We start from the raw sequence: 12,642 nt of genomic DNA, 5'->3' as shown, positions 1-12,642 counted from the left end.
CGTCCTCATACGGGGTCGTACTCCGGTTCGAACAGATACGGTTTCAGCACGCGGCGTTCCGACAGGTCGAAATCGAGTAACCGACGTTCGAAGTCGGTCATGAGCTTCGAGACCACCGCTTGCTTTTCCTCCGCGTCGTCCCCAGAACGACCGTTTCGAGCCTAGATTCGAACGCCGTCGGCGTCCACGAGAGGGTCGAGAGTTCCGCGCGTCGCCACTTCCGGTAGGGCACGAATCGACCGTCGAGCAGGAAGGGGAGCGCCATGTACCCCTCGACCGCCCGACGGAGGGACAGTTCCGCCGTCAGTGGGTCGTCGCGTCGGAACGCCAATCCGGAATCCAACGGTGCGTTGCCGGTCGCGTGATACCAGTAGCTGAAACACTTTTCCTCGCGCACCGTCGCCGGATAGTCGTCGTATCGGCCGAGCAGGTCGGTCACGACACCGGTCGGGTCGGCGAGCACGTCCGCGTTCGCGTGAACGTACAGCGCGGTGTCGTCGTCCCAATCGGCGAGGTCGGCTTCGATACGGTCGAGGGTCGTCCAGTCGAGTTCGACGAACACGCCGTCGTGTTGGCGCGTTTCTCCGGTGCTATCGCGGGCGGCAACCGCGTCCGGCGTGGCGACGACGCGGAGTTCGACGTCCGAGTGGTCGTCCGCGTGCCCGAGCGCGACCGAACCGTGGAGCAGAACACCGAGAACGTCGTCCGCCGCGACGATTTCGTCGGCGAGTCCGGCCGCCGCGTCACGAAGGTATGTCATGTCGTGGATTGGTCCCGATTTAGTATATAAAATCACGGGACGAACGAGGAGTTCGACATTATACAGTTTAACCGCAGTTATAGAATACAAATACTATTTCGAATAGCGTTATATGTATCCAATACATCCAACTAAACCGTGAGTAAGTGTTCGAATGTCACGAGAAGTCGGGTAGGAGTAGCTATATTTGGAATTCAATTGGGCCAGCTCGGTACGACCGTCCCCGCCGCCGAATCCGCCACGGATGGAGGACGGCCCGGCGAATCCGGGATTCCGTCGGGCGTCCGCCCGAGAGCACCGGCGACGCGTCATGAAGGCCACGTCCATTCCGCTCGGCGCGTTCGTTCACAGAACGCTGTTGCGCCGACTGTTGCGACCGGTCGCGGCGTTCGCGTTTCTCGTCGTGGCGGGCGTGGCGGGGTTCAGTATGGTTCACGGCGTCGGCGTCGTGGACGCGCTGTTCTGGTTGTTGGACCCCACGAGCATCGAACTTCACTTTCAGACGCACGAGGGGCCGGAAACCCTCGTCAAATCCTACGCCATCGTCGTCCTTTCGGGACTCGTCGTCGTCGGCCTCTGGATAGGCGAGACGGTCGTTTCGGCGACGTTCGGCGGGCAGATACACGAGGAACTACGACACATGCAAATGCAACGCGAAATCGACCGCTTGGAAGACCACATCGTCATCTGTGGGTACGGAACGTTCGGAAAGACCATCGCCGCCCGACTCGACGCGGACCGCGACGTGGTGGTGATAGAAACGAAGGAGACGGGATGTCAACGGGCCACCGACGACGGATTTTCGGTGGTCAACGGCGATGCGCGGCGCGAAACCGTGCTCGCCGAGGCGGGCGTCGAGCGAGCGGAGACGGTCGTCGGCGCGATAGACGACTCCAACGTCAACATCCAGATAATCATCGCCACGACCCAACTCGAACCGGGGGTGAACCTCATCGTCCGCGCCGGAGACGAGACGTACGAAGCCCTCGCTCGGCACGCCGGTGCCGACGAGGTGATAATCCCCGAAGTGGTGAGCGGAGAGCAGGTGTCGATGGGTCTCTCGCGCCGGGAACACGAGGAACCGATTTCGTAACCCTGCTAACACGGGGTCGAAAGCGTACGCGAGACGTTCGCTTTTACCCGCTCGATACGTAGAGTGGAAAGTGACCATCGACACGTTGCTCTTCGATTTGGACGACACGCTGTTGGAGTACGAACAGCGCTCGGAGGACGTACTCGCGGCGTCGTTCGATAGTGTTGGCATCGACCCGTTTTTCGATATTCCCGAGTATCACGACCGTTACGACGAGTTTCTCCAAGCGGGACTGAGCGTCAACGAACAGCGGGCCGACTGCTTCGCGGCGATTGCGCGAGACGAGGGGTACGACGAGGAAACGGGACGGGCGGTCGCAACCGCGTTCGCCGACGTTCGGGACCACTCTCGGGTACGGTACCTACCGGGGCTTCGGAGACGCTCGAAGCGTTCACTGGGGAGTACACACTGGGAATCGTCACGAACGGGGCACCCGAAATGCAACGGACGAAAATGGCCGCACTTGGTATCCGGCAGTACGTAGAGACGGTCGTGTTTGCGGGTCACGACACGCCCGCGAAACCGAACCCCGAACCGTTCGAACGCGCACTCTCCGAACTCGACTCGACATCCGAGCGTACCCTGCACGTCGGTAACTCGCTCGAGACCGACGTTCCCGGCGCGAAATCGGCGGGAATCGGAACGGTGTGGGTTCCGGCCGACCGGAACGAGACTCCGGAACCGACCCCGGATTTCGCGTTCGAGACGCTGCATCCGCTCGGGGAACATCCGTGGCGGACACCGTAGATTTCGCCGGGAATTCGAAGCAGCCTACTTTCCCGGATTCACGTCGGTCACGGTGCCGACGCCCTTGCTCTGTCCTTCGCGGAAGACGAACCGCTGGCCTTCCTCGAGGAGATAGGGGCGGAACTTGAATCTGACTCGCGTCGTGCCTTTATCTCCGGGCAAGAGGTGGCCGCCCTCGGGTTCGAAGACGGCGGTTTCGCTGATGGTTTCGAGGTGGACGACGGGTTCGTAGCCCGTCCCGATTCGGGTGGGATGGTTGAGCACCATCACCTCGGCTTCGAACTCGCGGACGGGTTCCGGGTCGGAATCCGCCGGGAGCAGGACCATCCCGCGTTCTATCTCGGGTTCCCGGACGCCCTTCAGCGCGATGCCGACGATTCGGCCCGCCTTGGCCTCGTCCACGCGGTGGTAGTGCATCTCGATGGAGCGGACTTCGACGGTCCTGAACTGCCCGTCCGACATGGGGCCGAGGAGCAGTTCGTCGCCAGCCTCGACCGACCCGGAATTGATGGTGCCGCTGGCGACCGCGCCGACGCCGGTCACGCTGTAGCTCCGGTCGATGTACATCGTGAACTCGCCGCTGTCGGCCGTCGTCTTCGGCAACCGCTCGAACATCGTATCGAGCGTGTCGAGGCCGTCCATCGTGACCGCGCTGGTCAGCAGAATCGGGACGACGTTCTCGTCCACTTCCTCGATTGCCACGTCGACGCCGTGGCGTTCGACGCGAAGCGGTACCTTGCCGACCTCACGGAGGAGCTGTTCGACTTCGCGTTCGACCTCCGTGGCCCGCTCCTCGCTCACCGCATCGGTCTTCGTGATGGCGACGATGGTCGGGAGTTCGGTCGCCAACAGGATTCCGAGGTGTTCGCGCGTCGTCTTCGTCGGGCCGTCGTCGGCCGCGACTGTCAACAGGCCGTAGTCGAGTTTCTGCCCGACGAGGCCGCGAATCGTGGTTCGAAGCCACGGTTCGTGTCCCACGGTGTCCACGAAGGAGACGAGACGGTCGCTCTCCTCGACCACCCGCGCACGGTCGGACTTTCGATGCGGATTGTCCATGCGAACCGGTCCGTCATCGTCGTCGAAGCCGTACACAGCGTAGGAGAGGTCGGCGCTGAGACCGCGCTGGACTTCGTGCGGTTGGACGTCGAGATAGCCGCGCGTTCCGCCTTCGCCGTCGTCCGCTTGCCCGGTGACGAGACTACCGACCAGCGTGCTCTTGCCGTGGTCCACGTGGCCCGCCGTCCCGACGACGATGTGCTCGCTGTCGATGTCGAGGACGGCCCCTTCCCGAATGGTTGCGACACCGACCAGCCCGCCGCTCCCGTTCCGCGTCGAAGCGCGAATGCTGGTCTCGCTTTCGTCGATACCCCACGTCTGTACGTCCTCGATGTGCGCACCCGCTTCCTCGGCGAGCAGCGACAGCACGTCCATCGATTCGGAAAAGGCGTCCGGGTCGATACCCGCCAAGCCGCCGTCGTCGGTCACTCCGACGACGTACGTCGCCACGCCGTCGCCCGAAAGGACGCGGTGTCGTAGTTGCGCGGCCAGACTTTCCATCCGCCCGTGGGCGAGGTGGATTTCCCTCGTGAGTCGTTCCTTGAACTCCACGCTGCCGCCCTCCTGCTCTCCCCGGTCGAGAGCGCGCTGTAAGGCGGCGCGGTCGGCGCTCATGGACGCGAATTAGGGACGATAGGCCAAAAGGGTTACCCGCGTTACAGGCCGGTTCGCACCGAATCGATACGATGCGCTCGGGAGTTATATTTATGTCTCGACGGTCAGCGTCTCGTCGTGGCTGAACTGGGTTCGAACGTGGTCACGTCGGAGCCGCCCCGTCGTAACGATGGTTGCGTTCGGCGCGTCGGCGTCGATGGAAAAGACGAACCACACAGACGTCGATTCGCCGCCGTCGAGGACGCTCGGCTGAAAGCCGGTCGTGTTTTTCAGCGGCTGATAGCCGTGTAGCGTGCCGTTCGAGCGAAGCGCGAACGCCTGTGGCCGGAGGCCCAGCGAATCGCTCCCGGCGTTCGTGACGTTCATCGAAACGAGGAGGAACTTCTTTCCATCCGTCAGCTTGTACACGCCATCATCGCCGCTTTTCGGGTTTAGCTTCGAGACGCGTTTTGCGTTCCATCGCACTTCGAGCGCCCCCGTCGCGTTGCTCGGGGCGGTAGAGTTCGCGGTGACGTTCCACCCGCCGTCAGTCTGCACCGTACCGCCGGTGCCGAGGATCATCGGTGCGACAACCGTCGCGGCCACGATGGCGAGGATGGCGACGAAGACGACGGCCCCCGCTTTCCGCGGAACCTCGTCGGGAAGCGGAACGGATTCCGGAATCGAAATCGGGAGGGAAAAGCCGTCTTCGTCGGAGTCCGATTCGTCGCCCCCACCGTCGGCGAACCGTTCCACGAGGTCGTGGAGTTCGCGCGCCTCGACGATGGTCCGGAGTTTCTCGCCGTCCACCAACTGTACGCCAGCCTGTGAGCCGAGCTTCTCGGCGTCCTCGCTGAACGTGCCCGGCGTCACCACGGCACCTTCGTTGACGCCGAACTTCTTGCAGATTCCCACGAACTGCTGGAGTTCCTGTCCGCTAACGGCGTCCCCCGTTCCCGGCTTGGTCCAGATGAGCCCTTCCGCGCCGTCGCGTTGGAGGGCGACGAACGACTTTCCGGATTTCTCCGTCACCGTCGTTTGCCAACCCTGTTTCCCCCAGAGTGCGGCGACGAACTCCGGAAATTCGGACTTGGGTATGTGTCGTATCATGGTCTGAAGCGGGGCTCCCGGTTAATGCAGGTATGCTCAGTCATCGTATAAATATTATCGGACACGTCTATCGGCCCCGTCGGAGGACGAGGACGGCCGTCGCCACGAGCGCGACGAGCGCGACGGGAACGCCGAATCCCGGCAGCCCGCCCTCGGACACCGACTGTGCGGTGATGGTCTGCTCGGTCACGACGGAAAGCGACATCGTCGTGGTCGTCGTCGCGTTCGTCGCCGTCGTTGTGGTCGTTGTGGTCGTTGTGGTCGTGTTAGTGGTGGTCGTCGTCGTGGTCGTCGTGGTCGTCGTGGTTGTCGTTGTCGTCGTCGGCTGGGCCGACGCGACGACGACGGGAACGGTCGTGTCTTGGTCGCGGAGTTCGACGTGGAACGACGTACCCGGCTCGACGCCGCCGAAATCGAAGGTCGCACCGAACGTCCGGTCTTGTGTCACCGTCGGCGTCTTCGGCCGGAAGAACGACTCGGACCCCTCCTTGTACGCGGTCACGTTGACCGTCGTTCCCGGCGCGAGATTGGTCGTTCCAGCAATCGTGGGATGTTTCCCGACGATAAGCACGTCACCGGAGTAATCGAGCGAGACGCGGCGTTTCTCGACGGAGACGTTCGTGGTCGCTCGCTCCGGTTTGGAAACTAACGCGTTTTCCTCGCCGATTTCGAACGTCGCTTCGTACCTGTCCCCCGCCTCGATTCCGTGGTCGTCGGTGTCGACGACCAAATAGAGCACGTCGTTTTCGTCGTCCATCACCAGCCGCGTCGCCGTATCGCCGTCGAACTCGTTCGGAACGGTGTTCCGCTCGGCGTTCGTTTCACGGAAACGGATGCTGACGTTCTCACCGCTTCCGTCGAGCATCGGCTTTTTCAGGAATCCAGACAGGCCGGACGCGTTGAGCGCGAGCACGAGTTTGTCGCCCTCCGCGACCGTCCCGTTTTCCGCCGGTGACGCCGCTTTGGACAGTTCTTTCGGGGTTTCGAACGTCGAGACGTCGGTCGCCGCCGGAAGGACGAACGTGCGCATGTCCCCGGTCGAACGCTTTTCCACCGTGAACGAACTGATATCCTGCGTGACGCCGTTCACCGTGACGTTCATGTTGTAGACGCCGGGTTGCAGCGGACCCGCCGCCGGAGCGACCCTCGGTGACCCCTTGATACCACCCTTTTCGAGCGAGACGACTTCGTTCGGGTCGTCGGCCCGGTAGGTGTTGAGGTCGAGCGTCGTGGTCCCCCCGGTCACGTTGACTTGGACCCAAAATCCGTGTCCCGGCGACCATATGTTGACGGTCGCCGATTTGGAGGCGTGAACGGTTATCGGAATCACATCTCCCCGATTGTCCGAGGGCGTATCCGACGAGAAGTTGGCGCTCTGGCTACTCGCACCGACGGACAAAATGGGACCGACGGCGAGCGAACAGAGGAGGACCGTGACGGCCAGCAGCGAAACGGCTCTGGAGACGCGCATTATCTGACAACCTCACGATATAATATGGGGGCCTCGGTGTGAGGTTCGAGATTCCGGCACATCTGGGGCCTGATGGCCGGTGGCGTTAGTGTCTGCATGGTTTAGTACGAGATGTGTTATGAACCATCCGTAATAAATTCGTCCGTCAGTACCGCGGCTGATAATCAGCGGTCGTTCCGAACCCGCTCGTACGCCCGGTTGACACGCTTGAACGCCTCCTCGTTCCCGTCCGCCCGGTCGGGATGGACGCGCTTTACCTTCTCGCGGTACGCCTGCCGGACCGCATCCTCGTCGGCGTCCGCATCGACGCCGAGGATTCGGTAGGCTTCCGTCGGACTCGGACCGGACGACCCATTGACGGTAGTGCGCCCGCCTGCCGCTCGACCGCCGGTTCGTCCGCGGCCCTGTCCGGTCGCTTCCTGTCGTCCCGCGGCTTGCCAGCGCCCTCGCTCGCGCGCTTGCCGTCGCGCCTGCTCGCGTGCCGCACCCGGAGACGGTCCGAAGCCGCGGCTCGATTCTCGGTACGCCTCCCGCTCGACCTTCTTGGCGAGTCGCCCCGTAGCGTGATACCAGAGGATGCCGGTCGTGATGGCGAACGGGACGGCGAAGATGACGAGAACCAGGTTGTACGCGAATCCCAACGAAACCATCGAAACGGTAATCCCGGCGAAGATGGCGGCAATGCCGAGCAAGAGACGCGACCTGTGCACGGTTTCGCTACGGGTGGATGGGTGTTAAGCCTCTCGCCGCTACGAGTTCGCCGGGGAACCCGAAGCGACTCGCTTTCGTCACTTCGAGAACTGGTGGTAGTAGACGATTGCATCGTACGTGCCGCCGGTGAACAGGTCGACGACGCGCTCCTCGATTCGTTCGAACCCGTTGGCCTCGAAGAACGCGCGTCCGCGTTCGTTCTCGGTGAAGATGGGGGCCGACAACTGCGTGAAACCGCGGTCGCTCACGCCGTCCTCTATCGCGGTGAGGAGGTCGCTTCCCACGCCCGTCCGCCACTCGTCGGGGTCGACGTAGATGCTCCGTATCTCACTCTCTCCGACGCGTTCGGGGTCGATGTCGGTGGTGGCGTACGCGAACCCGACCGGTTCACTATCCGCGGCGGAAACGAGGAATATCGCATCGTCGTCGTTGAGTTGCGTTTCGAGTCTGTCGGAACCGTACCACTCCTCGAACGCGACCTCCTGTTCCCGTTCGGAGAGGAAGCCGTAGGTGTGGTCCCACGCCGAACGAACGATACGACGGATGTCGTCCACGTCGTCTACCGTCGCCGGTCTGATTTCCATATGGACAGAACATCCACGACGAATAAAATGGTTGCTGGCCAGTTTTCGGGGACGCTCGGGAGTCAGGTGACTGGCGACGGCCGCCCCGACCGAATGGGCAACTGTTAGGGGTTGGGACGACAACCGGCGAATCATGACCGATGCAGACGACCTCGCAGAGCAGGTACTGGCGGGCGACCTGCGCCTATACGAACTCGAAGACCACGCGGACCACGACACGGCGGCGGCGGCGCGCCGGAAACTCCTCGAATCGGAAACGGATGCGACGCTCGATACCGTCGGGCAGTACGCCTTCCCGGCCGAGGACGCCGAGACTGCCATCGAAAACATGGTCGGGACCATTCAGGTTCCGCTCGGCGTGGCCGGGCCGGTCGCCGTCAGCGGCGGGTCGGCCGACGGCGAGTACTACCTCCCGCTCGCCACGACGGAGGGGGCGCTCCTCGCCAGCGTCAACCGTGGCTGTTCCGTCATCGATTCCGCGGGTGGGGCGGACGCACGGGTGACGAAGCAGGGGATGACCCGCGCACCCGTCTTCCGCGTGCAGGGAATCACGGAGGCCGAGGAGGTCGTGAACTGGGTTCGAGACAACCGTGACGCACTCGCCGAGACCGCCGAATCCACGACCAACCACGGGGAACTGCTGGACGTGACGACCTACGTCGTCGGCGACTCCGTGTTCCTCCGGTTCGTCTACGACACCAAGGACGCGATGGGGATGAACATGGCGACCATCGCCACCCGCGAAGCGGCCTCGCTCGTGGAGGAGGAGACGCCCGCGAGTCTCGTCGCGCTGTCGGGGAACCTCTGTTCCGACAAGAAACCGGCCGCCATCAACGCCATCGAGGGCCGCGGACGGAGCGTCACGGCGGACGTCCACGTCCCGCGTGAAACGGTCGAGGAACGTCTCCACACGACGCCGGAAGCCATCGAGGAGGCGAACACGCGAAAGAACCTCGTCGGCAGCGCGAAGGCCGGGGCACTCGGGTTCAACGCCCACGCCGCGAACGTCGTCGCGGCGTCCTTCCTCGCGACCGGACAGGACGCCGCGCAAGTGGTCGAGGGAAGCAACGCAATCACGACCGTCGAAGCGCGCGAAGACGAACTGTACGCCAGCGTCAGTATCGCCAGCCTCGAAGTCGGCACCGTCGGCGGCGGCACGAAACTTCCCACGCAAGCGGAAGCGCTCGACGTGCTGGGACTCCGCGGCGGCGGCGACCCCGCCGGGAGCAACGCCGACGCGCTCGCGGAGATAATCACGGTCGGCGCGCTGGCGGGCGAACTCTCCCTCCTCGCCGCCCTCGCGTCCCGGCACCTCTCCAGCGCGCACGAGGAACTGGGGAGGTAAACCGTCCTCGGCTATAAATCGGTGTGTCGTTTTTCCATAAGACCAAACTTTTTTTGTAGGAAATTTATTATGCTGGACGACGACTATTTGTTGGCACTCGCGGGGACGCCCCCCGCGGCGTGCCACCCAATGGTGACTCCCGATGGCAACATCATCCTCCGACGGGGACGCACCGATAACGGAATCCCAAGCGTATTACGTCCTCCAGTTTCTGAAGCTGTTGCTCACCGTCGTCACGTTGCTCGTCGCCGTCTGGAAGACGCTGAACGGTGCGCTCCCCTGAGTCGGGACCGTCCCCCCGACTTTCGGACCCCAAATCGGCCGTGGGTTCAAACGCGACGATAGCGTCCTCGACTCTCGCTGACCTCGCCGCGCCGAGCGAGTTTGTCGAGTGCCCGCTCCACGTAGTCGCTCGAAACCCCGCGCTCGTCCGCGTATCCGACCACTTCCGCTTCGGTCGGCCTGTCGAGGGTTGCGAGCGCGTCCAGAACCACCTGTTTTTTGCTTTTGCTGACGCTCTGGTTCGAATCGCGGTTCGCGGCCGCGCTGACCGCCTCGGTATCGACCCCGGAGCGGTCGAGGAACTCTTCGTCGTCCATTCCAGACGAATCGGCTTGCGAATCCATCTCCGCGAACGAGTCGAGTTCGGCGAACGCCTCGCCGTGGCCCTGTCGGTTGGCGAGCATGGACGCACGCATCTCGCGGGCGTGGTCCTCGTCGTCCGTCTCGACGAACTTCTTTAGCTTCTTGAACGTTCGGCGTTTCCCGCAGCGCGGACACCGCGTCGTTTCGGGCCGTCCGTCGACGATCCACAGGTTGCTACAGCCGTTACACCCCACGACGCTGTACATACCGTTTCGTTCCGCGCCCTCCCTGTTCAACCCTCCGCTCGTGTCAGCGCCCCTATTCGCCGAGCAATTCGTAGTAGAGCACGCCGAGCACGGTCCGACCGTCGTACACGCCGTCGTCGGCGATTTCCTCGCGGAGGCCGTCGAAGGTCGTCGTCGTCGGTCGGATGGTCTCGTTGTGGTCCAACTCCTGCTCGCCCGTCGGCACGCAGTCGTACGCGACGAAGTAGTGATGCACGCTGTCCGCGAACCCGTTCGCCGGTTCGACCGTCGTGAGGTGGCTGACCCGCGCCGCCTCGTAGCCGGTCTCCTCGACGAGTTCGCGCCGGGCCGCGGCCGCGAGGTCGCCGTCGTCCGGTTCGACGCCGCCGACCGGCAGTCCCCGCGAAACCCGCGACACCGCCTGTCTCCACTCCTCGATGATGACGACATCGCCGTCTTCGGTGAAGGGGAGGACGACCACGCTCTCCGGTTCCGTGATGTAGTCGAAGTCGGTTTCGGTGCCGTCCGGCAGTCGAACGTCTTCGTTACGGACATCGAATCCCGGACACGAGTAAGCGACGCCTGATTCGAGCGTCTCCCACGCGAGAGAGTCGTTCTGGGGAGCCATACCGGAGTTGTTTCGAGCGACGGCAAAGGCACTTCGGTTTTCTAACATCAACGTATTGCAAAGTGTCCTGTGGTGTCATGATGGCCGCTCGTTAAGCCGTCGTTGCCATCGTATCCCGCAGAGAACGGTTGTCGTGTTTTATTCGATTCGGCGTCGAATCCTTTCGGGGATTCATGAATTTCGAGCGGGTCAGCAGACGTGGGGTACTTGCGGCGACGGCCGGAGTGGTCGGGACGGCGGGAACGGTTCGGACGACATCCTCGGCCGAAGCGGAGGGAATGGACGGGAACCAAAACGGGACTGTCAGCCAGATCGTCATTTTCGGGGGGAGTCCGAACGACGTTATCGAATACGGACTCACGGTGAGCGGTCGGCTACAAAAGAGCGGGCAGAGCGGCGGTGCACCCATCGCCGACCGGTACGTCACCGTCGACCGGGAGGACGGCATCTCGAATCGGGGACAGCACGCCAGCGGTGCCGTCGCGGGCGGCGGCGACGCGTATCGCTTCACCGGGCGCATCACCCGATTTCGAGTCTCCCTCTCGGCCGCCCGGCGGAACGATGTCGCGGTTTATCTCGACGGTCGGCGGGTTCGGCCGGACGAACTCGGCGATGCACCCGCCGCCAAGACGCCCGTCGAGTTTTTGGACTGCAACACCGCGCGGGTGACCGGGACGTTCCGGGGGGTTCGGATGCACACCAGCTTCTGGGACGAGGCGGGACTCGGCACGAACTGGTTGTTCCCGGGTCCAATCAGCGGAACCACCGTCCTGCATCCGGCGGCGGCACACGACTCCTATCCGTTCGCCATCGACTCGGTGAGCCTCGACACCCGGAAACTGGAGACGCCGGGGCAACCGGCGACGTTCACCGCGGACAATCCGTACGCGGGACCGTGGTGTCGGGAGACGGGAGCACCGAACGGGAAACTGCCGAATCACCTCGTCATCTTCGGCGGGGCTCCGGGTAACGTCGTTCGCTACCAGTTCTCCGTGAGCGGTCGGCTACGGAAGAGCGGGCGGAGCGACGGCGCGCCCATCGCCGACCGCTACGTCACCGTCGATGCGGAGGACGAACTGTCCGGGAACCGTGCCCGTGGAGCGGTCGCGGGGGGTGGCGACGCCTACCGATTCTCCGGCGACATCACCGCGTTCGAAATCGACGGCGACGCGACCGTCTACCTCAACGGGCGGCGAGTGAACCCGGACGAACTCGGCGGGGAAAACAACGGGACCGGCGGCGACGAGACGGGAGGTAACGAAATGGACGACAAGAACGGAAAATCGTCGAAGCGCATCGAATTCCTCGGTTGCGAACGGGCGGTGGTGACGGGCGACTTCGAACGGGTGACTATCGATACGTCGTGGTACGGGCCGGGCGGGTTCGCCACCTCGTACAACGAAATCGGTCCGGTGAGCGGCCGGACGCAAATCGACAGGTCGAACGTCGGCGACATCGGGGAATCCGGGTTCGTCATCGTCACCATCGCCGCCTACGAGTCGGGGAGCGCCGAGCCGACGATATCGAAGCGCAACCCGAACACGGAAGCGTGCGACCGGAAAATTCGTCCGACGACGGAAACGACCGAGACGACCGATACGACGGGTCAGACGATCGAGACCGAAACACAGGGGAGAACGACGCGGGAACCGGAGACCAGCGGGCAGACGTCCGAACCGACGACAGCGCAACGGGGAGAGACGACCGACGGTG

The 12,642-nt window shown here is 63.5% G+C and carries 14 protein-coding genes; 6 read left to right on the top strand and 8 right to left on the bottom strand.

The features are described 5' to 3' along the window. Window positions 1-97 precede the first annotated feature (97 nt). Complete coding sequence (locus BG842_RS11555) at window positions 98-760, bottom strand: DUF4037 domain-containing protein (RefSeq protein WP_254662880.1); 663 nt, start codon at window positions 758-760, stop codon at window positions 98-100. Window positions 761-1,070: 310 nt separating this feature from the next. Between BG842_RS11555 and BG842_RS11550 the strand changes: the two genes are divergently transcribed. The 3 genes from BG842_RS11550 (at window position 1,071) to BG842_RS11545 (ending at window position 2,600) form a co-directional block, all read left to right on the top strand. Next, the gene (locus tag BG842_RS11550) at window positions 1,071-1,853 is read left to right on the top strand and encodes a TrkA family potassium uptake protein (RefSeq protein WP_069450843.1); all 783 of its coding nucleotides are present in this window, start codon (window positions 1,071-1,073) and stop codon (window positions 1,851-1,853) included. 70 nt (window positions 1,854-1,923) lie between these two features. Beyond that, window positions 1,924-2,337, top strand: coding sequence for a hypothetical protein (locus BG842_RS31555; RefSeq protein WP_254663103.1), 414 nt, complete (start codon window positions 1,924-1,926; stop codon window positions 2,335-2,337). Beyond that, entirely contained in the window at window positions 2,262-2,600 is a 339-nt protein-coding gene (locus tag BG842_RS11545; protein ID WP_342764804.1) for an HAD-IA family hydrolase, read from the top strand. Before BG842_RS31555 ends, BG842_RS11545 begins: the two co-directional genes overlap by 76 nt. Window positions 2,601-2,624: 24 nt before the next feature. Here BG842_RS11545 and BG842_RS11540 read toward each other — a convergent pair whose 3' ends face one another. The 5 genes from BG842_RS11540 to BG842_RS11520 all read right to left on the bottom strand — a co-directional run bounded on the left by BG842_RS11540 (window position 2,625) and on the right by BG842_RS11520 (window position 8,126). Further along, window positions 2,625-4,271, bottom strand: coding sequence for a GTPBP1 family GTP-binding protein (locus tag BG842_RS11540; protein ID WP_069450842.1), 1,647 nt, complete (start codon window positions 4,269-4,271; stop codon window positions 2,625-2,627). A 90-nt stretch (window positions 4,272-4,361) separates the two neighbouring features. Continuing rightward, window positions 4,362-5,360: a restriction endonuclease gene (locus tag BG842_RS11535; RefSeq protein ID WP_069450841.1), complete on the bottom strand. Its 999-nt coding sequence runs from the start codon at window positions 5,358-5,360 to the stop codon at window positions 4,362-4,364. A gap of 67 nt (window positions 5,361-5,427) precedes the next feature. Further along, entirely contained in the window at window positions 5,428-6,831 is a 1,404-nt protein-coding gene (locus BG842_RS11530; protein WP_069450840.1) for a BGTF surface domain-containing protein, read from the bottom strand. A gap of 164 nt (window positions 6,832-6,995) precedes the next feature. Further along, the gene (locus BG842_RS11525; RefSeq protein ID WP_254663102.1) at window positions 6,996-7,541 is read right to left on the bottom strand and encodes a J domain-containing protein; all 546 of its coding nucleotides are present in this window, start codon (window positions 7,539-7,541) and stop codon (window positions 6,996-6,998) included. Window positions 7,542-7,619: 78 nt separating this feature from the next. Beyond that, window positions 7,620-8,126 carry a GNAT family N-acetyltransferase gene (locus BG842_RS11520; protein WP_069450838.1) on the bottom strand — a complete coding sequence of 169 codons (507 nt, stop codon included), beginning with the start codon at window positions 8,124-8,126 and terminating at the stop codon, window positions 7,620-7,622. 133 nt (window positions 8,127-8,259) lie between these two features. Between BG842_RS11520 and hmgA the strand changes: the two genes are divergently transcribed. Beyond that, window positions 8,260-9,471, top strand: a complete 1,212-nt coding sequence (hmgA, locus tag BG842_RS11515) for a hydroxymethylglutaryl-CoA reductase (NADPH) (RefSeq protein WP_069450837.1) — start codon at window positions 8,260-8,262, stop codon at window positions 9,469-9,471. A 142-nt stretch (window positions 9,472-9,613) separates the two neighbouring features. Further along, window positions 9,614-9,754, top strand: coding sequence for a hypothetical protein (locus BG842_RS29795; RefSeq protein WP_175424133.1), 141 nt, complete (start codon window positions 9,614-9,616; stop codon window positions 9,752-9,754). A 46-nt stretch (window positions 9,755-9,800) separates the two neighbouring features. On the opposite strand, the gene BG842_RS11510 is transcribed toward BG842_RS29795, so the two are convergent. After that, window positions 9,801-10,322: a DUF5817 domain-containing protein gene (locus BG842_RS11510; RefSeq protein WP_069450836.1), complete on the bottom strand. Its 522-nt coding sequence runs from the start codon at window positions 10,320-10,322 to the stop codon at window positions 9,801-9,803. 52 nt (window positions 10,323-10,374) lie between these two features. Beyond that, window positions 10,375-10,929 (bottom strand): NUDIX hydrolase, encoded by a 555-nt coding sequence (locus tag BG842_RS11505; protein WP_069450835.1) that lies wholly within the window; start codon window positions 10,927-10,929, stop codon window positions 10,375-10,377. 173 nt (window positions 10,930-11,102) lie between these two features. Here BG842_RS11505 and BG842_RS11500 point away from each other — a divergent pair. Beyond that, on the top strand, window positions 11,103-12,642 hold a 1,540-nt coding region (locus BG842_RS11500), incomplete at its 3' end, for a hypothetical protein (RefSeq protein WP_069450834.1).

The sequence above is a fragment of the Haladaptatus sp. W1 genome (genome assembly GCF_001723155.1).
Classification (GTDB): domain Archaea; phylum Halobacteriota; class Halobacteria; order Halobacteriales; family Haladaptataceae; genus Haladaptatus; species Haladaptatus paucihalophilus.
This window is presented reverse-complemented; position numbering and strand designations above follow the sequence as displayed.